The organism is Nitrospirota bacterium (genome assembly GCA_016180645.1).
Lineage (GTDB): Bacteria > JACPQY01 > JACPQY01 > JACPQY01 > JACPQY01 > JACPAV01.
Window position 1 is genome coordinate 78455 of record JACPAV010000018.1, and the last position, 22546, is coordinate 101000.

Sequence of the window (22546 nt, forward strand, 5' to 3'; positions counted from 1 at the left end):
CATGAGCTTCGCCGACATTCACGGCCAGGATCGGGCGATCGGCCGGCTGCGTGGTTTCCTTCAAACCGACGTCGTTCCACAAGCCCTGCTTTTCGTCGGGCCCGAAGGGACCGGGAAAGCCAAAGCGGCCCTCACGTTCGCCAGAGCCCTGAATTGTGGGCGGACCGACCGACAAAATGAACGAATGCAAGACTTGACACCATTTCAGAGGCGAATCGAGCCCTGTGGGTCCGGTGAGGAGGCGTGCACCTCCTGCCGATTGATCGCCGCCTCCACGCACCCGGACGTCCTGGCGGTTGGTCCGGATGAGAGCCGATTGAAAGTCGATCAGGTCCGGGAGGCCCTCGAAATGATCCGCCTCCGGCGTCTCTCCGCCCGAAGGCGAGTGGTCATCTTTCTCGACGCGCACACACTCATGCTCCAGGCCGCCAACGCGCTGCTGAAAACCCTCGAAGAACCGCCGGAGGCCACTTCGCTCATCCTGGTTGCCCAAGGAACGCGGGGGATTCCTCTCACCGTCCTCTCCCGTTGCTGGCCCGTGCGGTTCTCCCCATTGCGAGAAGGTACTTTGAAATCCACCGTCGATTTCTCCGGACTTTCCCCCGAGCATGCCGAACGAGTCGCGGCCTACGGCCACGGCATTCCCGGCAAGGCGGCCCGGTACGTCGCGTGGTTCAAGTCCGGCGAGGCGATGAAGTTCCTCAGCGCATATTGGTCAGGGGTTCGCGAGGGCGGCGGCTCGGCCCTCTCCTTTTCGGAAAAGTACGGGCGGGACAAGGAGGATTTCGCCTCTCGCTTGGATCTGCTGGCGGACGCGCTCAATGCGGGTCTCGTGAGAAGCCTGTCCCCCGCCGAGAAGTCGCCCTATCCTCCGAAGGTCTGGCTGGGTCTTGTCGAGAGCGTGCTCCACGCGAAACGATTTCTGGATGTCAACGCCAATCGGAGACTGATGCTCGAAGGGCTGATCTACGAAGCGCGCAATGTCGCAGGCGTAAAGCCTGCGCCTACAACTTCCAGCCCGGGGCCCCGGTAGCCGCGGTCTTCAGCCCGCGCATCCAACAGGCACGACCTCAGACCGTCCTGAAGAAAATCCACCAGTCGAGAACGAAGATCGGGATCAGAAGCGGGATCGAGTACTTGAACATGTACCCGATGAAACTCGCCGTCGGCACGCCGGACTGCTCTGAAATCGTCTTGACCATGAAGTTCGGCGCGTTGCCGATGTAGGTGTTCGCTCCGAAAAAAACCGCGCCCATCGATATCGCGCGGATGTAGTCCGCGTGATTCACCAGGAGATAGTGCACGGCTTCATGCTCGGGCGCTCCCGGCGCCTTGAGGCCCATCGCGGCACTCAGGAAGTTCAGATAGGTAGGCGCGTTGTCCAGAAAGCTCGATAGGATCCCCGTGGCGAAAAAGAAATGGCCTGGCGAGGATACCCCCAGCGTCGAGGCGTTCTGTTCCAACCAATCCAGCGCCGGCATCATCGTGGCGAAGATGCCGGCGAAGAGAATCGCCACCTCACGAATCGGCTCGAAATTGAACTCGTTGAACTTCAACGCCTCCTTGTTCGAGAACTTGTAAGCCAGCACGGAAACCGCAATCATGATGATCTCCCGAACCGGCGTATCGAGAAAGACGGAGCCGAGGATGACGGCCAGGAATCCGACATTCTGAATGCCCTTGAAGGTGAGTTTGTGGGGCACCTCGGGGAGCGTCGAATTGACCTTCCTGTAGTGGTAGGTATCGATGGCGAAAAACAAGGCGAGAATCAGTCCGTTCGTAAACGCCCAGATCGGCCAGACATTCTTGAAAACCCAAAAGAACGGGATTCCTTTTAAGTACCCGAGGAAGAGCGGCGGATCGCCGATGGGCGTCAACGCGCCGCCGCAGTTGCTCACCACGAAGATAAAGAAGATCACGTGGTAGCCCTTGATCCGGGTCTTGTTCAGCCGGAGGTACGACCGGATGAGGAGCATCGATGCGCCCGTGGTGCCCAACAGATTCGAGACGACGGCGCCGAACAGGAGGAGCAGCGTGTTCGCCAGCGGCGTCGATTTCCGTTCGATGTCGATCAGGATGCCGCTCGACACCACGAACAGGGAGCCGATGAGGCAGATGAAACTGAAGTATTCCACCAGGGTGTGCCAGGGTCGTTCGTAATACCGGAGATAACCCAGGTAGTACGCGACGCTCACGACACCCAGAACAAGACTGACGTGGGGATAGTGCTTTTCCCACCAGTGCTTCTTGAATAGAGGAACAAACGCGATGGCGAGCAGGAGCAGGGCGAACGGCGTGGACATCGCCAGCGGGATGTCCGGACGGATCGCGTGGCCCGCGGCTTCGGAGGCGAAGGCCGGCGTCATTTCACACCGACCGGCGATGGGATGGAAACTCTCTGCCCGATGCGCTTGTTCACATCGTCAGCCCGGAGAACAGCATCGGGCTGTGGTTCGCGGTCATGAAGAACAGCATCGGAAGCGAGAGCCAGGCATTGGTACGGGATGCCAGAAAAGCGCGACGCGCGCACAGGGGCTTCTCCTCCGGAGTCGCCTGCACCAGTCCCAACACTTTCTTCTGGTTCGGCCAGATGATGAGCCAGACATTCAGGAACATGATCGTCCCGAAACCGCCGCCGATGGCGATGAAAAGCGTATTGGGAGAGGCGATACTGGGATCGATCCACGCCACGCCCGCCACCGCGAGAATCAGCGCCACCGCGCCGATGATCACGGCGAGAAGTTTCCCATTGTTGAGGGCGCCCTTCGCCGGCTGAAGGAGCGAGTAGATGATCGCATACGCCACGCCAACCACCACGGCCCACTTCAGCAGGGCTGCTTTCGGCGCCGCCAGATGGATAAAGTAGATCAAGCCGGAGACGAACGTCACCATGGCCGAGTGCCTGAACCAATAGAGGGCCCGCGGTTGAAGCTTGGGATTCACTTTCGGCTTCACCTCCGCTTCCAATTCTTTCTGGAAGGGCACGTTCACCAGGTTGAAAAAATATAGGAGGCCGATCCATAGAACACCGGCCACGACGTGAATCCATCTTAGAACCAGCAACAGAGTCGCTTTGTCCATACTACCTCCTCATCCCTGTCATGAAGTTCGAACCTTGCAATACGATTGATCTTCCAAGAGCCTCTAACAGAATGCGTTGGGGAGGGTCTTCAGACCCTCCCGACAACAGGGAGCATCTGAAGATGCTCCCCTACGAATCGGCATTCTGTTAGAGGCTCTAAGTATCGGTGCGTGAAACCTACCGGGAGCCGATCCTATTGTCAAACACTTCCGGACACGTTTGGCTTGACACCTTTCAATGGACTCTGGTAGTCTCCTTCCAAAGGAGAAAACCATGACAGACACTCGCTCTTGGTGGCCTGCTCCTCGCCGCAAACCGCGCGGCCCAGCGAAGCCGATCCAAACACCCAGCAAGTAGCCGGCGGTTCAGCTTGGGACAGACTCCTTTGCTTGGAAGTCTGTTTCCCCTCCCCAACTGAGCCGAAGCAACCCCTGCGATAGGTCCCGGGTGCGCCGGAGTTGCACGCCAATATTGACATCCATCAATAGTTCGGGTAGTTTTCCAAGCTGGGAATGCGCGGGATATCGCGCACCCAAGTTCGATGAAGGTTCTTCTCGTCCAATCGCCTCGTTACTACTGGCCTTACGTCGGTGAGGGCGACAATCACCTGATGCCGCAATGGATGCCCTGTCTCGCGGCGTCGATCCGGCAGGCGGGTCACAGCGTACGCGCGGTCGATTGCATGGCCTCCCACATCGGATGGAGAAGCCTCGCCGACATCATCCGAGAAGAAAAGCCCCACGTCATCGGCGTCGGCGAGAATCACTGCCTCTACGCGCAGGAAGCGATCAAGGTCTTCCAACTCGCGAAGTCGATCGATCCCGGCATAAAGACGATTGCCGGCGGAGTCCATTTCACCAATTTGGTGGAGCCGAATCTCATGGCCTATCCCATCGACTACATCGCGATCGGTGAAGGGGAGAAGACTTTCGTCGAACTATTGGACGAACTGGAGCGTCAAAATCCGCGGCCCGACAAGGTGACGGGACTCGCTTATCGCACCAACGGCCATGTCAGCCGGACCGCGCCGCGCGTCCTCGAGCACGATCTCGACACTTACCCCCTGCCCGCGTACGACCTCATGCCGATGGAGCAGTACGGGAAATCGAAATACCTCTTCGCGCCCGGCGGGACGACCGCCCAGCACAGCCGGGGGTGCGTCAGCCGCTGCAATTTCTGCGTCTGGTGGGTGCAGAACGCGGATCGAAAGATCATCAACGGTGAGGAAAAACTGTTCCCCCGCTGGCGCACGAAAAGCGTGGGGAGGACCGTCGAGGAAATCGAGATTCTCAGCCGGCGGTACGGGAAGAATTTTCTCGTGTTCGTCGACGACGCCTGGAACATCGACTGCCACTGGACCGACAAATTCGCAAACGAGATGGCCCGCCGCCATCTCCCCACCCAGTGGTTCGCTTTCATGCGCGCCGATTGCATGATGCGGGATGAACGGCTGGGCCTCAACGAAAAACTCGTCCATGCGGGAATGACCCACATCAGCATCGGGGTTGAGCGCCATCAGGACACCGATCTCGCCGAAATGCGGAAGGGATTTTACAAGGACGACTTGACCCGCGAGTGTTTCGGCATGCTCAAGCGGAATCATCCGACGGTGTTCCGACAAGGAACCTTCATCGTCGGTATCCGCGACGAAACGCGTGAAAGCATGTACCAGCAACTCCAGTACGCGAAGGAATTGGGACTGGATTATCCCGGCTTCCATCCTCTCACGCCGGTCCCCGGCACGGAGGTATGGGAGGACGCAAAAGCCCGAGGGTGGATCGAGGTGGACGATTTCTCCTATTACGACTGGATGACGCCGATCATGTCGAGCACCCATCTCTCGCGCCGGGAGATCGAGGAAATCCTCATCGACATCAGCCGCAAATTCGTCGGCCTGCGATGGCTCATGCGGGGCCTCGCGGATCGGCACGCCTACCGCCGGAACATGTACGTCTGGTGGCTCCTGGTCAGCCTGCGCATCGCGGCGGACGCGCTGCGACAAAAACTCAATCCGTTCCGAAAGAGCGTGTATACCGCGCTCGTCAAGCCGACCTGGTATGATCACTGAAACCTTGTGCGCGTAGCTCTGATCAATCCGAACATGGACAGCCTGAAGGCCGTCGGGGCCTTCAGCAAAGTGTACTGCGTCATGCCCCCGATCAACCTGGGTTACCTCGCCGCCGTGCTCGAAAAGGAGGGACACGAGGTGACCGTCATCGACGAAGCCGCGGAAGGGCTGAGCCTCGCGGAAATCATCGACCGCCTCCGACGGGCCTCCCCGGGCATGATCGGCATGGGCTGCCTCACACAGTCCGCGCCGCATGTCATGGAAATCAGCCGGGCCATCGCCGGGGCCTTTCCCGGCCTCCCCCGCGTGATGGGCAACACCCACGCGGACTATTTCGCGGAGCCGATTCTCCGCGAGGGTGATGCGGACGTCGTGGTCCACAACGAAGGGGAATACACCTTCGCCCACCTGGCACGAACCTTCGAACACAAGGGCGACTTGCAAGAGGTCGAAGGGATTTCCTATCGGGACGGCGACCGGATCGTCCGCACGCCCCCGCGAACGATGCAACCGGATCTCAATCGGATCCCCTACCCCGCGTGGCACCTCTTCCCGCGCTCCCGCTACCGGCTTTTCACCTTCGCCGAAATCGAGCGGCCGGGCACGCTCATTCTCGGGTCTCGCGGCTGCCCGTTCAAGTGCAACTATTGCAGCCTGCTCATCATGGGACACGACCGCCGGCGGCGCACGCTCGAAGACATGGCCGACGAAATGGAGTTCATGCACGAAACGTACGGCTACAGGCAGATCTCGTTCATCGATCCGATTTTTCCCTTCAGCCGGAAGGAAGGATTGGAGTTCGCTCAACTCCTCGTGAAACGGGGTCTGAACCGGAAGATCGTGTGGACCACGGAAACCCGCGTCGATCTCGTGACGCCGGAGCTCCTCGAGGCGCTGAGGGAGGCCGGCTGCCGCAGGGTCATGTACGGATTCGAGGTCGGCTCCGAGGAAAGTCTCGATGCCATCGACAAGGGAACGACGATTGACAAGGCCCGCCGCGCGGCCAAATGGACGAAGGAAGCGGGCATGGAAATCATCGGCTTCTTCATGGTCGGTTGCCCCGGCGAGACGCTGGAATCGATCGACCGTACCGTGCGGTTCTCACATGAACTGGACGTGGATTTCGCGAAGTTCAATGTGTTCGTCCCGTACCCCGGCACGGAGATCTTCGAGGAGTTCAGCAAGAAGAACGGCGGTCTCCCCACGGATTGGGTGCGATACACGAGCTACCCGACGGGCGGAAACCCTCCCGTCTACATTCCGCCCGGACTGTCCGTGGAACAGCTCATCGTGGCCCAGCGACGAGCCCACCGGATGTTCTACCTCCGTCCCAAGATGATCGCGAGACACATGTTCAAAATCCGCACGATTCCTTTCTCTCATATGGTGTACGGCGCCCTCGGTCTTCTCGGGGAGAACTGAATCCCTGCTCACAACGCGTCAGATGGGCGAGACCAGTACGCCGCGGGTACCCGCCCGGCCCCGCCAGATGTACAGACCCGGTCCACACAAAGCCAATGCGGGCGTGATCTTTGCAGCTTGCCGAAGAAAATTCTACAAGGTGGAGGCGGACGGTTTGGCCAGCAGGAAAGCGAATTGGGTACGATCGTGCTTGAACTCAATGCCCCCGACGTTGGGCAGCCTCCTCAGAAGGGTCTGCACTTCGGACGCCTCCCGGGACCTTCGGATCGATTCGAGCGTGGCCTTGCGGAGGCCACGGAGCAGATGCACCCGCTCAAGGAGTTCCAAGTAGACTCGGAAAAGACGCACTTTCCAGTGACTGCGACTGAAATCCCATAAGACCAACCATCCTCCCGGTTTCACTACCGCCCACATCTCCCGAGCCATTTGTTCCGGATTCTCGAAGTGATGGATCGATCCCTCCGAAAAGACCAGATCGAAAAACAGCGGGCGAAATGGAAGCGATTTCGCGTCGTTACGCACGAGCAAGACCGGATTTTCGGCGGTCGAGTATTTCCTACACAGGCTTAGAATCTCCCGGTCCACATCGGATCCGACCCAGATGGACGGAGACGACGGCATTCTCCTCCGCATGATCTCCGTCATCACGCCGCTCCCAATTCCCACGTCGAGCACGGACCGGATATTCCCGTTCCAGAGATGCTGCCATTTCTGGACACGCCGGTCCGCATAGGCAACCCGCCTGTCCCAGCTCTGGCGCACGAACTGTTCCTTGGTGATTCCCTCGAAATCGCTTCCCGGCGGAGTGTGCCCGTCGGGGGCGTCGCCTTCCCGGCAGACCGAGGGAGAGGGAGAGACCCGCGATGGAATGGACCGCGGTCCCGCGCTAAATGGGTCGATCAAATTCGACGATTCGCCCAACATGGGGGAGTGCATCCTTCTCCAGATACTTTGAAAGAATGAAGAGCGTATTGCCCGCGAGAATCCGTTCGCCCAGAGGTCCCTCCCGAATCACAAAGGTTGAGTTCTGACACTCCAGGTCGCATGCCTTGATCACCGGCGTGGCATCCGACGCTTCCCGAACACGGAGCCGGGCCACCGCACATAGGCGCGTCGTGGTCAGGTACCGGAACGGCACGTATAGGGCAATATCCAGCCGTGGGCCTATCATCTCGAACAACGCCGTGTCCCAAACGTCGGTCTCCAGGCCCCGAAATCCCAGTTCGCAGAGCAAACCGATCAGCGGCTCGGACACACGGGTGGCGAGCGGAGTTGCCCTGCCGTCGTCTCGAGGAACAAGTCTTGGGTCACGCGTTTGACGAAGGAGAAGGCGCCCAAGACGCAGGAGCAACCCGTTTTCGCGAGCGAGCCGGTACACCCCCCAGTCGTTAACAACCACCTCGTAGGGGTCGCCGACGGCCTTCGACAGGAGAGAGAATAGCTGCCCAATCCTGCGCAACCCCGATTCGCCAACGGGAGGGGTCAGAAGACTGAGGCGCTTGCCTTTGCCGCAAACGTCTTTCACCATCCGGTCGGCCCACACGGAGGAGGGGATCAAATGCTCGCAAAACTCCGAGCCAATGTAGAAGTGGTCGCACCGATCCAGCCAGGGAGAGAGATCCTCACGGGAAGGTGAGATGAACCTAGCCCTGACCACTCTACCAGGCATGCCGGGGGGAGTCCGGGGGGTAATAGCAGGTTCTCGGGCCGCAGTTCCTACCGAAAACGCGGCGGTACTCAAGACAGCTCTCTCTAGCATGGTCTGAGTCTCGCTTGAAACCTTCGTCCCCTTGCCGCGTCAGGGCTGACCGGATGAGGCGTATCGTCTGGGTCTTGCGTGTAGTCGTGCTTCCCCTGTTCACAATCTTGAGATACCTGATTCCTATTCGAACGAGGAGTGGAATGTCGCATAGAGCACATGCGGCGTAGACATCATGTTCTGCCAACACTTCTCGGACCTTTTCCTCGAGGGGACGTCCTCTCTCATCCATACCCTTGCCCTGCTTCCGCTCAATGCTCCTCGCATGAAGGCAAGCCAGAGCCGGCCGACCGGCGGCATGTCTCAGGCGATCCGGTACCAGGCGCATGGCGGCTTTGGCCGCATGGGTGGCCAGGAGCCTGGTCTGCAAAGAGCCCGGTATCTCGTGCGCGAGATTGCAGAAGCCGTCCTCGAAGGGGCAGCGATCGTGAAACACAAAGGCTTCGAACTCCAGCTCGGGGTAAGCGACACAGAGCCGAGCCATTTCGCGGAGGGTAACATGGCGGGGCAGGACGATCCTACGTATCGGGAACCGCAGGTAGAACTTGATCGCTTCCGTGTTGTACACCACGCCAAGACAGCTCAGAGTGAGAGGAAGGGGAAACCGACTGGTTTCCAAGCTCCGCAGAAGCCCCAAGTCCGCGACGATCACCCCGTCGACGCCCGCGTCCTGAGCCCGCAACGCCTGCTGCATCGCCACCCCCAGGCTCTGTTCGTCGTAGAAAGTATTGAGTGCAAACTGGACGCGCAGGTTGGAACCGTGGGCCATCTTGACCAATTCCCTCAGTTGTTTCTCGCCATCCAGATTGCAAAGGGGATTGTCGCGCCGGTTGGTGGACGATCGTGTGGCACCTGCCCCCCGAAGACCGCAGTACACTTCGGAAGCCCCAGCCTCTGCCAACGCGGGGGCCTCGGTTGGAAAATCCATTCCCGTTACAACCCGGATTTGTCCTCGGACGGTTGTGGGAGGGCCGGTCATCACATCGAACACGCACAGACTTCTATCGACAACATGCCGGCGAAACCACCCCGCAAAAGGCCATCAAGATTGGGGCCGAAAACTCTCCAACGCCCCGGCACGGGATCGTGTCGCAAATTCCCAAAGAGCCGAGAGTCCGCCCGACAGCACCTCGCGCACAGGTGTTTTCTTCAGCTGAAACAGGTGGCGGTAAATCATTCGGGGACGAATGTAGAACTTGAAATGCGCGATCTTCTGCATCTCGATCAGGCTGGCCGAACTCAACCGGTCATGCCGATACGGCAACTCCTTCGAGGGGTAAGCCCCGTATTCCGACCAATCGTGCGACCGGATGGCCCCGGCCTCCTCATATCGCCCGTAGAGCAGAGTCCCCGGGTACGGGACGACAAGGGGAAAGTTCGCCAGGTCCAAGTCCAAACTCTTCGCCAAATCCATGGTGCGGCGGAAGCTTTCCCAGTTCTCGCCGGGCAGACCGAGCATGAAGAATCCCACAACCTCGAAGCCGACGGCCCTCGCCGTCGCGACGGCCTCTCGCGCTTGGGCCACACTGGTGGACTTGCCCACCCCGCGCAAGAGGTCCTCGGAACCGCACTCAAGACCAAACATGACTCTCGTGCACCCGGCTTCGCGCATGGACTCACCGAGGGAGCGTGTAAACAGGTCCGGCCGCGTCTCCGAGACCCATGTGATTTTCTTGTGAAGTCTCCGGCGTATGATCTCCCCACACACCTCGTCACACTGGGCCGCGTTCACGGGGAAAATCGCGTCGACAAACACAACGGCTTCGATGCCAAAGTGTTCGATGAGGTATTCGATCTCATCTGCAACGTTCTTGCCCGACCGCCGGCGAAAGCCCGGCCGGACGATTTTCCAATGCGCGCAGAATTGACAGCGATACGGGCAGTCTCGCCCTGCGGCAACCAACATGACTTTTCTTGCAATTTCCGCCAGCGGTATGGCTCGGTACTTCGCCAACGGTGCGAGGTGCCAGGCTGGGAAGGGCAGCGCATCCAGGTCCACGATCGGCTCCCGGTCGCCCGTATCGTGGATGGCCCCTCCCTCGATATAAGAGAGTCCGAGGACATCTCCAGGGTTTCGACCCTGCTCCAGCCTTGCCGCCAACTCGGACATTGCCTCCTCCCCTTCACCCCGCACAACAAAATCTGCGTACCCTCGGAGGAGAAACTCCTCGCGAAATGTAACCGCATGCAAGTTGCCCATCACGACAGGCGCCAAGCGGGCCTCACGGACGCCTTGGCCGATCGCAACAGCCTCCGTGGCACTTGGAGTGACGCAGGTAATTCCCACGAGGCCGGGCCCAGCCTCCCCGATCCTTCGCACGACCTCCTCCGCGCAGAGTTTCTCCGCAAATGCATCAATCAAGACGACAGAATGCCCGCGCTGTTCGAGGACGGCGGCAATGTATAACAGGCCCATGGGCGGCAGGGCATGATTGTATCGCGCAAACAGTCGCATCGTTTTTCTCTGATCGCATGAAGGATTAACGAGAACGATTTTCATTGTGGTTCACTCCTCTCGCCTTGGTTCCATATCCCGTCCTGCCAGCAATTCCAGGTCCATTCGCGCAGGTCCAACCACCGGCAACCTCCCGCGTCGGCATGGAAATTGAGACGAAAGGCCGCCGGGATCGACATTTTTTCTCAATTGAGAAATGGTGTGGGGAAACCTTTTCCGAAAGTGGAATCCTTTGGAGTTCCGATGGACTGATCGGCTCGAGCCGTGCGATCTTCGATATCGGCCGCAGCCCGGCAGGGATGGAGTTGATGCCGGTGGCAACGGCGAGGAGCATCGACTTTCGCCTGTCGGGCTCACGCCGGTGATCCGTGACACCCACCCGGTTGCCGCCTGGACCGAATGCGGTATCATGAACCCGTGTCCAGAGTATTGCTGTTAAATCCCCCCGGCCGTCGCCGCTATATTCGCGACAACTATTGCAGCCACGTTTCCAAGGGAAGGTACCTCTATCATCCCATCGATCTACTCGTCCAAAGTGGAATCCTGAGAGCGCGGGGAGAACAGAGCACCGTTATCGGGGTGCTGGACGCAATCGCCGAAGGTCTCAAACCGGAGGAGGGCCTCCGCCGCGTACAGGATTTCCGCCCTGACTTTGTGCTGAGTCTTGCCGGAATTGTCTCCTGGCCCGAAGACGCCGTTTTCCTCTCCGCCGTCAAGCATGCCACTCGCGCCGAAATGGCATTGACGGGAGACAAGCCTCTGTTCGAATGGCCAGAAATGATGGACCGGCTGCCTTGGATGGACGCCGTCCTATTGGACTACACCACCGACGCATTCGCCCGACACGTTTTCGATGGTCATGCCGCACGGGGTCTGGCGCTCCGGGGCGCCCGGAGACCGGCACGCGCAGGCCCGGAAATGGGCCCCCCGAACCGAGTCGTGAATGTCCCCCCCCCTTTCTGGGATGCTTTTCCCCTGTCTCGTTACCGCCTGATGCAGGCGAGGCACCATCCCTTCATGACCGTGTTCGCAAGCCTGGGGTGTCCTTGGCGTTGTACCTTCTGTCCGATGGAACGCATCCCGTTCGTTCGGCGAGACCTCTCCAACCTGCTGGAGGAGCTGGATCAACTCCGCCGACTCGGCTACCGGGAGATCAAGTTTCGGGACCAAACGTTCGGGGCGGATCGCGACTACTATGAGCAACTTTGCAGGGGAATGATTGCCTATCGATTGGGATTCGGTTGGAGCTGCGAAACTCGAACCGATGTTGTGGACTATCCATTCCTTTCATTGATGAAGGAAGCCGGGTGCCATACGGTGATGATGGGAGTAGAAACTTCCACTCAGAATGTTCTTCGGCACACACGCAAGGGCCAGCGCCCCGGATCAGTGCCGAGTGCTTTCCAAGCTTGCCGAGAACTGGGAATGAAAAGCCTTGCTCATTTTATTATTGGCCTTCCCGGCGAGACCCCGGAAACCACGGAACGGCTGGTCGAATACGCTTTACAACTCCGGCCGACCTATGCGGCCTTCAATGTGGCCGGACCGGCGCCGGGAACGACCCTGCTGGATCGGGCCCTTGCGCAGGGCTGGTTACGCTCCAGCCGCGAGGCGATCGATAATTCCGATTCCTACCCACCCATGGAGCTGCCTGGATTTTCTTCCCGTGAAGTTTGGACATGGCACCGCAGAGCCGTCCGAAAGTTCTACCTGAGTCCATCCACGTGGCTCCGCATGGCCTCCAGCGTCAGGACGTTCCGCGAATGGCTTTGCCTGTTCTCGGAAGCCGTTTCCCTGCTTCAACGAATTCTGGTCCGGGCCCTTCGATGGAGTCCACACCCCCCAATCGCGCCATCCCCTTTCCATCCTACTGCCGGTCCTGACCATGGGACCGCCGTTCCGCACGCTGCGAGAGATGTTCTTCTCTCACGGCTTTTCTCAAGTTCGCCGACCTCTTGAGGATATCAACACCACGCGCTCCCGCCTTGCTGGCCGGGATCATCCTCACTTTCCTCGTCACCCGTCTCGCCACGCTCGGCTATTTTCTGGGAACGTTTGCCTCTTCGGTTGACGAGTTCATGTCCCAAGAACCCGCGCTGCGAATCCTGACGGAAGGCAGAACAATACCGAGCGACTATCTCCATACTCCTTTCGAGAGCCGCTTGTACGCCGCCTACCTCGCGATCCTCCATCGGATAGGCCTCCTCCCCGATCCCTTATCTTTCGAACCCCACTATTACCTGGCCAGCCGATGTATTTCTGCCGCGGCCGGAGTCGCGGCTATCTTTCTTTGCTACAGATTGGGCGCCCTGGTTGGAGGTGCATCCGCGGGACTCCTCGCGGCATTCTTTGTAGCCACCGCCCCCTTGCATTTCCTGCTCTCGGGCACTGCGGTTCCCCATACGGTTCTCTTGTGTCTCGTGACAAGCAGCTTCCTACTGGCCCACCGAGTCTCAAAGGCGCCTACGGTGCGACGGGACTTGCTGGCGGGAGTCCTCACGGGTCTGGCCTCTGCGCTCCGATACGATCCCCTGACCCTTGTGCCCATCGCTTCCGCCTACCTTTTTCCTCGAAAACATCTGCCCTTGTGGAGAATATTGGGCGGGATCGGCCTGATCCTTTGCCTCGCGTTGCTCCTATTTGTAGCTTTGAATCCATCCGTGCTGACGCAACGATCCGGCTTCTGGGAACCGGACCGCAACTATATCGTTCTCCGCTGGCAGCATCTTTTCAACAACGGGATTTCCACCGATCATCTTTGGCCCACCCTCCAGGCCCATTTCGCATTCGGAATACCCCATTCACTGGGCCTCACGACGGTCCTGCTCCCGGTGATCGGACTTTTGAAATTGGCGAGAATACGGAGTCCATGGTTTTGGATCTTCACCCTCTATGCCGTTACCTATGGGGTTTTCCTGATCTTGTTCGCCTGGCATCCATACCTCAGCCCGTATCTCCATTTCCTGCCGGTCCTATCGGTAGGGGCCGCCATGGCATTTCAGACCACCACCCCGCGGAATCCCGGTCACACCCTCGCGCGCGCGCGATTCGTTGCGATACTCCTATGCTTGATCTACGGTGTGATGAACGTAGGGAGCATGCATTCGCAATTCACCCGTTACGAACAGGCCGCCTCCTGGGCGAAGGCACACAGTTCGGAGGATCGACCCTGGGTGATCTACCTGCCCTTTCCGGTGAGAAAAGACATGGTCGGAATCCGGTCGCCCCGGCCGGACGACGTGGAAGCCTTGTTCACCCTGCCCCCCGATCGATATGTCATCTCCCCACAGCTCGCCGCACTCATGACCCAGCGCATGTACCCGGAGCGTACGCCGCACATCGTCGAGGCGACCCGCAGGATCCTTTCGAATCAAGATCCTTGCTATCACGTTGTTGAGCGATGGACGCCTCACTCCCCACTTGAGCCGCTCATGCGCCGGATGGCCGGTCCCTACGCGGACCCCTCCGCCTACGCCGTCGAAAAAACGCCCGGTTGCACCGGCTCTTTCACCTTTCGCCCTTGATGCACCCGGATACGCCTCGCTATGTTATGACGTTCGATCTGGAAGACTGGGCTGACGCGTTCTTGGTCCAGGCTCCAAAGCGGATACGAGAGCATCGCATTCGTGAGGGGCTGGACTGGGTGCTCCAGCTCTTGTCCGACGGCCATGCCGGCGCCACTTGTTTTGTGGTCGGCCGCCTGGCAAGGGAACATCCCGAATGGGTGCGTGAAATCGCGGGCCTCGGGCACGAGATTGCATGCCACGGACAAGACCATCAGAGAGTGGATAGACTCACCGCGGCGCAATTCCGGGAGCAGGCGCGAACTTCAAAAAGATTGATCGAGGATTTGACCGGACAACGGGCCGTGGGCTATCGTGCCCCGGGCTTTTCCATTACCTTCCGCGCTCCCTGGGCGTTCGACATCCTGAGCGAGGAGGAATTTCAGTTCGATTCGAGTTGCTACCTTGAGCACTGGCCATGGAGACTCCCCCCCTCGGGGATCCACGAAATCCCTCTGGCCACGGCCAGAGCAGGACCGTTCTGCCTGCCTTTCTCGGGGGGGACAACAATGAAATGGCTCCCTTACCGCCTGTTCGCCTGGGGTCTGCGGCGGGCCCGTTCTTCGTTTCCCGCCGTTGCCGTCTATCTTCACCCGTGGGACTTTTTCCCGCCCCCTAAGGGGATGGGAGGGGCTGCCAGTCATTACCTGTTTCATCGCCATCAAGGCAGGCATCTCTTTTACAAATGGCAAAGACTCTTGTCTGAGATGACGTGGGTTCGGGCATGCGACACGCTGCCCGAACACCTTCAGGCAGCCTCTGCCAGGCACGGGGTCCGCCCGAATCTTTCGAAGTGAAAGCGGACATCGCCCTCTTCGGCATCGGGGCCGGTCTCGGGCTTCTTTTCTGGGACCTCCCATTTGTCAAGCCGGGATACTCCCTCTTCATCAACCTCTCTTACTCCATGGACCTGGATCCATGGGACTTTTTTTTTCAACCGCAAGGACGAACCTACCGTCCCCTTCAGACGTTGTTGAATCTTGGACTGTACCATCTATGGGGGACCCGCCCTGGACCGTATCACCTTGTCCCGATGCTGTGCTTGGCCGGCACCGCGGTGGCGGTCCGCCATTTTCTCCTTGAAACGGGTGTTGGGAGAAGAAAGTCCTTCGCCATCTCCTGCCTTTCGTTCGCCACGCTTCCTTTCATCTATGAGACGATGGCAGGAACGGAGCCCGGCCTTATCTCCATGGCGTCGACCTGCGCGGCTCTGCTCTGTCTCCTCCGCTCGCGCAAGGGAAAAGTCCGATGGGGGTGGATGGCGGGATTCCTCGCTTTTTCCCTCATCACCCTGTTGTCGAAGGAGATCGCGCGTGCCTTCTTCATCCCCATCTTGCTGCTGACGGGATTCTTCTTCGGCAAACAGCGCCACATCCTGTACGGCATCATGGCGGTCCTCTCGCTGACGCTCCTGACCACCCTTCCGCTCATGCGCGCGGTGGACACATGGACGTCCGGCCGGATCGACATCGATGCGGGGATGGGATGGCCCTTCCTGGAAACCGCTCTGACGGTGAATGCCATGGCCATGATGTCCGCGTTGGGTCCTCAGGTGGGAATCCTCTGGCTTCTGGGTGCGGCGTGCCGGGCGCCCACTCGGGCCGCAAAACTTGTTCTGCTGGCCTGCTCTCTTGGCCCCGCCTGCGCTCTCCTCCTCTCTCCGCCCATCGGTTATGCCTTCTTCGCTGGAACGTTCTACTTTTCGGGCGAATCCGCCCGGCTTTTCGAAATCCTGGGCGGCTCGGCGGTCGCCGGTCTTGCGGCCTGGCTCGTGTGGGGCGATGACCGCGAACGATTTTTCTCTTCCGCCATCCTGACCACCTGCGCCGTCTATGCGGTCGTCCCCCTGATCTACAAGGAAACGCGCGTGGAACCGACGGCTCGGCATTTTATCTATTTGGTCCCCTGGTCGGTCGCGCTCACGGTCACGGCGCTCTCGCGCGCGTGGACCGTCACCTCACCACGATTCCCGGCCTGCGTACTGCGAGCGTGGACGCTCGCCATCGCGCTCAGTTGGTTCTATTCGCTCCTGGCGTTCAGCACCAATGCCGCATCCCAAGTGGGAGCGATTGCGCGAGCCGAGTGGAAGGGTCATGAGTATGTCCGAGATCAACCCAACGCGACCTTTCGCCTCCTCTCGCCCGGCGATGCCTGGGACCTTGCGAGCTACACCCTGGAGTTTCTGGCTCCAGATCGACTCCCAAGCTTCCTCCAGACACCGCGGATCTTTTCGCTCTCGAAAATCGCACGCACCCACGCCGCGCTGGGTTCTGGAGGCGAGTTTTGGGGATACTATTCGAGATCCGAAATCTCAGATCCGGCGGACCGGATGTTTCAGCAGTCCCTGAACTTTGACGAGTACTACGGCCGCATGGCGCGCTGGGAACACGTCTACGTCATGGAAGGCCTTAAACCTTCACCCTTGCTGTCGGATTTCAAGAGATTCGGCAAGGTGTTGTTCCGGCAGGAGGAGCGTTACACACGTCTGCCCTTGTGGTTCTCGCACGCGATACAGAGACGTCGTTTCAGACTCCCCCTGATCGAACATCGGATCTACCCGGTAGAAATATTCGAGCTTCTTCTGCCCTCGCTAGGACACTAGCGAGGGAAAATTGGCTGTCCGTCGGTCAAAGTTGCCTGCGGCCCGCATGTAACTGAGCGCCTCCCACCAAGCAATCCCCAAGATGTCCTTGTCCAAACCGGCGGACAGCAGCCGAAACCATGGCTGAAGCCGCAATCTTCTGCGTCCCGCCAAGAAACGGACCGTACCTTTCAGCGCCGGCCAACGAACGGCAAGGCGAAAGAGGTAGTACAAGTTGGCGATCCGCTCGTCCGAGGTGCTCCGCCGTTCGGGAAGCCATCCCTGAGTCAAGTCCGGGAGGTCGGTCGGAACGCTTTCCCCCAGGGGCGTTCCCGGCAAAGGAATGTACAGGGCCACCCGCGCGTCCGGGATGCCCACCGAAACGTTCCACTCCAAAGTCTGCCAAGCCTCCTCAAATGACTCCTGAGGCCACCCGATAACGTTCAGCCCCACGCATCGGATTCCAGAGCTTGTCAGCCTTCGGCAGGCCTCCTTGTATTCCCGATCCTTGCCCATCCCCTTCAGGGCTTCGCGAAGGCTTTCCCGCCCCGTTTCCACGCCCATGCCCACGGCACGGCACCCCGCCCTCGCCAGCAGCGGCACGGAGCGTTCGTTGATCATCGATGCCGTCATGTTGCAATAAAAAGGCAACGCCACTCTCGCGTGGTAGGCCTGCGCGAATTCTTCCAGCCAGCTCACATGGGATCCGAAGAGGTCATCCGAAAACACAACGAACTTGAGGGGATGCCGCGCGCGCACTCGCTCAATCTCGTCGATCACGCGGGCCACCGATTTGCGTCGCACGGAATGCTGATGTCCAGGCGCCAACCGTCTGATCCCCGATATGTAACAGAATGAGCAATCGTGAAGGCAGCCCCGGCTGGACAGGAACTTCTTCACGCTGAAGCGAGCCGCGGGGTGATATCGAAAGTATAGATCGCGATCGGGGAAAGGCATCTCGTCAAGCGAATCCACTCTCGCGAGTCCGACATCGGGTCCCGCATCTTTGGTCCCGAGCCCCGGGATCGACCCCACCTGCCCCCCTCGCTCCAGCGCGCGGCAAAGGTGTGAGACGGGGATTTCCGCCTCTCCCCGGCAAACATAGTCGACAGAAGCGTCTCGGAGAACGTCTCCCTGAAAGGTGGGCAAACTGCCCAGCAGGATGACGGGCCGGTCTAGATGGGCCTTGGCCTCACGAGCGATCCGGAGCGCCCAGCCTGCGGCCAGAATCGAACTGGGAATGGCTACAAGGTCGGGGCGCCACGCCGCCGCCTTCTCCCAAAGAGGTCTTTCGAGACGTTCGATCAACAGGTGGGTTTCGTTGCCTGAAGCCTTCAGGAATGCCGAGAGATCGGCGAGAACCGGTGATTCGTCGATCAGAGCATGTTGGACAAACAGAACCCTCACCGGTTCATACTACCCCCGCTTGGGAGCCTTGACAAAACTCCTGAGAGGAGGCGTATTTCATCCCAAGGATCGGCACATGACGTTGAAACCGCACCGCCAGGCCATGTCAAACCTCAGAAGGGGTTGGGGATGCGCTCTCGCCGCGGCGATGATCGCGGCGGGTTGGCTGCACCTCAAGTCTGTGGGCTCCGGCGTCCTCCCGGAGGAGCTCATGGCCTATGATGTGGCGCGAGGGATCGCAGCGGGTGAGCCTCCCCCGCTGCTTCTCAATTCGTACATGCTTCCGTTCTATGAGTATGCGCTGGCCCCCCTCACGGAGCTGGGCCCGATCTCGGCCAGGCTGCTGGCGAAAGCGGGCGCCGTCGGCTCCATCGGTCTGACGTTTGTGCTCACCCGCCTTTGGCTCGGCACTACACCCGCCCTATGGGCTTCAGCTCTTTTCGGCGGCTCCACCTTCCTTTTTTACCTGTCCAGTCACGGAGCCTACTTTCAAACCCCCCTATGGTCGCTTCTCACTCTCACGCTTTTCTCGGCCGGCTGGAAAAGGGCGTCCGGCATCCTGATCGCCGCGTCCGGTCTCTCCTTCGGCCTGGAGATGGGATTCCTTCTTTTCTTTTCCATCACTCCCCTCGTGATCGGGCTCTTCTGTCTTCTGGCCGGGACTTGGCGGAGAACCCTTCGCGTTGGCCTCTGGTTTGTTCTCGGCTCATCCGTGGTTCTCCTTCCCCTCGGTTGGTCGCTCCTCCGGAATCACCCGAGCGACCTGTTCCTCTTCTGGGACGCCTTGGCCGGGGGCGGTCCGCACATGCACATCGAGGTCAAGCGACCCTTGACGTCCCACCTCGTGCCCAAGTTCTTGGAGTTCCTCCAAGGTCTTTGGTACTGCCTGATCGGCCGTCTGCCGTTGTGGCCGCGGGTCGATCTTCTCGCCATCCCGCTTCTCTTTCTGTGCGCCCTCGTCGGCCTGCACCGTCATGCGAACAAGACGGCCCGAGAGGCCAACCTTTTCTTGCTGGCATGGTTCTACTCGGCCCTCGTCGTCCTTTCATGGATCGTCACCTGGCTGCATCCCCACGAATCCGCCGGGGGGGAGATCATGCTGCGCCCTCTGTGGTACTACTTGGTCCTTTTCCCGATGCCCTTCATGGCCATTGCACGTTTTGCGGGCGCGACGGATAGGGGAGAGCCACGCTCCAGGCGCGGAATAGTTCTGGCCATTGCCGCCTGTACCCCATTCCTGCAACTGTGGACCGTCGCCTCTGAAGTGATCCCCGTCCAAAACGCCAACCAACGCGCCGCTCTTGATTTCATTCGTTCCCGACTGAACCATGTTGATCTCGTGTTCAGCAACGTCAACATATTCAACTATGGCGACCTCAAGGAATTCCGGCCGGCCATCCGTCCGAGCCAAGACTTTTACGAATCACAGGGCCGATGGCTACCGGCGGATTCCGGTGCGTTCCTATCTCGCTTTCCTTACTTCATCTATGCCCGACAGATCACGGATACGTACAACGCAACGCTTCGGGGAGAGGCGGAGAGTCCTGTGCCCGCTCTCATCTCCTTCTCCGACCTGCCGATCCAGCCGCCGCACAGTCCATCCCCATCCAAGCCCATGGCGTTCAGGGAATTGAACATTGCCTACCTCCTCCGTGTAACGCCTGTAGGTCGGGAATCGCCCAGGATCGGGCCAACAACCTCAACGTCCGGAGTTGACCGTACGGAGCCGGCCCTACGCAAATCCTTCGCGGGGATCTCGCCCATTCAAACGTGGAACTTCGCCGGCCGGAGAAATTATGTCCTGTATGTCGTGCCGATATCGGTTCCCACAGCGGCTCCCGCGAAGTTCCTTTTCGAACCCCGCGCGGACGAATCCCTACCGGGATCATACGCGGGTACCCGAGGGCAGTTGTTTCTCGACGCCATCGGGTTTGGATGGGACCACAATCTATGGCTGGAGGAGGTGTCGGCCGTAGACGCAGCCGGCGAACCCAGGCGTGGCTTGTCCTCCGCTCTGTCGAACGCCTTCCGATGGAAGGTGGGACCGGGCCGGTATGTCGTTACATTGACCTGGTTTCACTCCTGCGTCGGTGATCCCAACCTGATGGTGGAGAACGTCCCCTTGCGACTCCTTCCGGCCGGAGACTGCGGGACCGGGGGCCGGCCGACGACTCTCGAGTCGTCTTCACCCGTCGAGGTGAGCGACGGCCGTCTGGACCTCGTCATTCAACCCACGCCTGGAGGTTGGAAAACATGGGGATTGGTTTCTCTCGAGATTAGGCCCATCGAGGCGTCCCTCGGGGCGCGCTAGTCTTCAGCCGCCGCGCGCTTCTTCGCGCGAACTCGGCCCTCTTTGCGGAGATTTCTCGGCCACCAGCAGGGATTTCCACGCCCATCTCGGGAAACGCGGCAACAGAAATCGATCCGCCAGCGCATCCACCTTGACGGTGAGGTGCAGCATGAGAAGGAGACCCTTGGCGGCCCGAGAGGACCCAAGCGCCAGCACCTCCGCGCAGTAGAGGATGAAATCGGAAAGGAGCGTGTGGTCACAACGACGGCGCACTTGGAATCCATTCTCCTCCAGCAATTGAACAATCCTATCCGGATCCATCGCGCTTTCATCGGGGCTCATGAGGCGGGTGCGTCTGCCGACCCAATTGACGATGGGACGGGAAATGTGTCCTCCATTCGGATCGACGAGAAAGAGCTTGCCGCCGTCTCTAAGAACCCTCCTGGCCTCCTGAAGAGCATCTACGGGAGACGAAAGATGATGAAACACCTGGGAGAGCCACGCGGCGTCGAAACTCGAGGATCGAAACGGAAGGACTTCGATCGCCGCCTGGACCGTCCTTCCTCCCGCGACCTCGATGTCTTCCCCGCAGACGGTCCGCGGCGATTTCGCCACACCCCTTCGAAGGTGCCCCAGCGAAACGTCCACCCCGATGGCCAAGCATTCAGCCTTCTCCTGAAAGTAGGAAGCATGTCGCCCGTCTCCACAGCCAAGGTCGAGAAGACGGAGCCCCCTGATCTCATCGAGGTCAACCAAGGCCACGGCCCGATCGAAAGTGCGCGCAGCCAGACCTTTCAGCCGGCCCTCCAGGCCGGAGGCGCCGAGTTCCTGAAACCAGAGTGTTCGGGAATCGTAGAAGGCCCTTTCATGGTCCCATCGAACCCCGCGGCTTCGAGCGTTGGCCGGGCCTGAATCGCGTGTTATTCTATCGGCCATGTCCTGCGTCATCCTGATTCACTTGGCGTTCGACCCTCCCTCCGGCCATGTCGACAAGAAGATCCGCTACCAGCGCATCCAAAGACGGCCCCAACTGGGCCTGCAATACATCGCGGCCGTCTTGGAAAACCTCGGACACGCCACCGAAATCTGGGACCAGGCGGTTGAGCGTTTCACCATGGAAAGCCTCCTGGCCCGGATGAGCCGCACAAAACCACTCTTCTTCGGCTACTACTCTCATTCCTTTGTCCGGGACAAGCTATGCCGTCACCTCCGCCAAATCAAGCCCATCGTTTCCTCAAAACTGATTGTGGGTGGGCCTGGTGCGTTGCACGCCAAAGACTTCCTGGAGGCAGGGGCGGACGGCGTGGTGCGAGGCGAAGCTGAAGCCGTCTTGCCTGCGTTGGTCCGCTTCTGCGGCGGCGAGATACCCGGAGGGTCGGTCCCGAGCTTCGCATTTTTCGAGCCGGGCGGGATCCACTCCACACCCACCGCGACCCCTATCGCGGATTTGGATACGTTGCCTTATCCGAAACGCGAACCTTTCCAACCCGATGCCTACCACGACTATTTCATACCCACGATGAGGTCCCCCTACGCAACCTTGATCACCTCTAGAGGTTGCCCCTACACGTGCACCTTTTGCGGCTCACCGACTCAATGGGGCCATAAGGTCCGACAACGGTCGGTCGAGAACGTCCTCAGCGAAGAACAGAAGGGACGCGTCCCCGCCTGGTGTCCTCTGTGTCCCACCCTTCAACCCGCCCCGGCCCACCGGGCCACCCACCGCGCGACGCGCGGATGTGCATTTTGCACCCCTACAGCTTCCGCGGCCCGCGAAAAGCGGAATTCTTCAGACTCTTGAGGCAAGCGGGATGCAACTTCATATCCTTCGGACTCCAGTCGGCGGATCCCGGGATTCTGGAAAATATCCAGCGCCATGCCGACGAACCGGACCACCTCGAAGAAAGCCTGCGATTCGC

General features: G+C 59.8%; 17 protein-coding genes. 9 read left to right on the top strand and 8 right to left on the bottom strand.

Going from position 1 to position 22546, the window contains the following annotated elements; all coding sequences use genetic code 11:
• Nucleotide 1: 1 nt before the first annotated feature.
• Nucleotides 2-1033 (top strand): hypothetical protein, encoded by a 1032-nt coding sequence (locus HYT87_11690; protein MBI2060422.1) that lies wholly within the window; start codon nucleotides 2-4, stop codon nucleotides 1031-1033.
• A 37-nt stretch (nucleotides 1034-1070) separates the two neighbouring features.
• Here the strand turns inward: HYT87_11690 and HYT87_11695 are convergent, their stop codons facing one another.
• Nucleotides 1071-2366 carry a sodium:proton antiporter gene (locus tag HYT87_11695; protein ID MBI2060423.1) on the bottom strand — a complete coding sequence of 432 codons (1296 nt, stop codon included), beginning with the start codon at nucleotides 2364-2366 and terminating at the stop codon, nucleotides 1071-1073.
• Nucleotides 2367-2415: 49 nt separating this feature from the next.
• The gene (locus HYT87_11700; protein MBI2060424.1) at nucleotides 2416-3081 is read right to left on the bottom strand and encodes a urate hydroxylase PuuD; all 666 of its coding nucleotides are present in this window, start codon (nucleotides 3079-3081) and stop codon (nucleotides 2416-2418) included.
• A 542-nt stretch (nucleotides 3082-3623) separates the two neighbouring features.
• Here HYT87_11700 and HYT87_11705 point away from each other — a divergent pair.
• Nucleotides 3624-5150 carry a cobalamin B12-binding domain-containing protein gene (locus HYT87_11705; protein MBI2060425.1) on the top strand — a complete coding sequence of 509 codons (1527 nt, stop codon included), beginning with the start codon at nucleotides 3624-3626 and terminating at the stop codon, nucleotides 5148-5150.
• Nucleotides 5151-5156: 6 nt separating this feature from the next.
• On the top strand, nucleotides 5157-6572 hold the full coding sequence (locus HYT87_11710; GenBank protein ID MBI2060426.1) for a cobalamin B12-binding domain-containing protein: 1416 nt from the start codon (nucleotides 5157-5159) through the stop codon (nucleotides 6570-6572).
• Nucleotides 6573-6704: 132 nt separating this feature from the next.
• Here HYT87_11710 and HYT87_11715 read toward each other — a convergent pair whose 3' ends face one another.
• Genes HYT87_11715 through HYT87_11730 form a run of 4 tightly spaced genes read right to left on the bottom strand, consistent with a single transcriptional unit; the run spans nucleotide 6705 to nucleotide 10831 of the window.
• The gene (locus HYT87_11715) at nucleotides 6705-7496 is read right to left on the bottom strand and encodes a class I SAM-dependent methyltransferase (protein ID MBI2060427.1); all 792 of its coding nucleotides are present in this window, start codon (nucleotides 7494-7496) and stop codon (nucleotides 6705-6707) included.
• Nucleotides 7459-8241, bottom strand: a complete 783-nt coding sequence (locus HYT87_11720; protein MBI2060428.1) for a hypothetical protein — start codon at nucleotides 8239-8241, stop codon at nucleotides 7459-7461. The genes HYT87_11715 and HYT87_11720 overlap by 38 nt, the downstream gene beginning before the upstream one ends.
• A complete protein-coding gene (locus tag HYT87_11725) occupies nucleotides 8231-9322 on the bottom strand; it encodes a U32 family peptidase (protein MBI2060429.1) in 1092 nt (363 codons plus the stop codon). The genes HYT87_11720 and HYT87_11725 overlap by 11 nt, the downstream gene beginning before the upstream one ends.
• A 51-nt stretch (nucleotides 9323-9373) precedes the next feature.
• Nucleotides 9374-10831: a cobalamin B12-binding domain-containing protein gene (locus HYT87_11730; protein MBI2060430.1), complete on the bottom strand. Its 1458-nt coding sequence runs from the start codon at nucleotides 10829-10831 to the stop codon at nucleotides 9374-9376.
• A gap of 372 nt (nucleotides 10832-11203) precedes the next feature.
• On the opposite strand from HYT87_11730, the gene HYT87_11735 reads away from it, so the two are divergent.
• Genes HYT87_11735 through HYT87_11750 form a run of 4 tightly spaced genes read left to right on the top strand, consistent with a single transcriptional unit; the run spans nucleotide 11204 to nucleotide 16951 of the window.
• Entirely contained in the window at nucleotides 11204-12745 is a 1542-nt protein-coding gene (locus HYT87_11735) for a radical SAM protein (GenBank protein ID MBI2060431.1), read from the top strand.
• Between the two features lie 26 nt (nucleotides 12746-12771).
• On the top strand, nucleotides 12772-14310 hold the full coding sequence (locus HYT87_11740; GenBank protein ID MBI2060432.1) for a glycosyltransferase family 39 protein: 1539 nt from the start codon (nucleotides 12772-12774) through the stop codon (nucleotides 14308-14310).
• Nucleotides 14311-14336: 26 nt separating this feature from the next.
• Nucleotides 14337-15146 (top strand): polysaccharide deacetylase family protein, encoded by an 810-nt coding sequence (locus HYT87_11745; GenBank protein ID MBI2060433.1) that lies wholly within the window; start codon nucleotides 14337-14339, stop codon nucleotides 15144-15146.
• Nucleotides 15143-16951, top strand: a complete 1809-nt coding sequence (locus HYT87_11750; GenBank protein MBI2060434.1) for a hypothetical protein — start codon at nucleotides 15143-15145, stop codon at nucleotides 16949-16951. The genes HYT87_11745 and HYT87_11750 overlap by 4 nt, the downstream gene beginning before the upstream one ends.
• On the opposite strand, the gene HYT87_11755 is transcribed toward HYT87_11750, so the two are convergent.
• Entirely contained in the window at nucleotides 16940-18337 is a 1398-nt protein-coding gene (locus tag HYT87_11755; GenBank protein ID MBI2060435.1) for a B12-binding domain-containing radical SAM protein, read from the bottom strand. The genes HYT87_11750 and HYT87_11755 overlap by 12 nt on opposite strands.
• 76 nt (nucleotides 18338-18413) lie before the next feature.
• Between HYT87_11755 and HYT87_11760 the strand changes: the two genes are divergently transcribed.
• Nucleotides 18414-20648, top strand: a complete 2235-nt coding sequence (locus tag HYT87_11760) for a hypothetical protein (GenBank protein MBI2060436.1) — start codon at nucleotides 18414-18416, stop codon at nucleotides 20646-20648.
• Nucleotides 20649-20651: 3 nt separating this feature from the next.
• Here HYT87_11760 and HYT87_11765 read toward each other — a convergent pair whose 3' ends face one another.
• Nucleotides 20652-21563 carry a class I SAM-dependent methyltransferase gene (locus tag HYT87_11765; protein ID MBI2060437.1) on the bottom strand — a complete coding sequence of 304 codons (912 nt, stop codon included), beginning with the start codon at nucleotides 21561-21563 and terminating at the stop codon, nucleotides 20652-20654.
• On the opposite strand from HYT87_11765, the gene HYT87_11770 reads away from it, so the two are divergent.
• Nucleotides 21562-22428 (top strand): cobalamin B12-binding domain-containing protein, encoded by an 867-nt coding sequence (locus tag HYT87_11770; GenBank protein ID MBI2060438.1) that lies wholly within the window; start codon nucleotides 21562-21564, stop codon nucleotides 22426-22428. The two genes, HYT87_11765 and HYT87_11770, sit on opposite strands and share 2 nt — an antisense overlap.
• Nucleotides 22429-22546 lie beyond the last annotated feature (118 nt).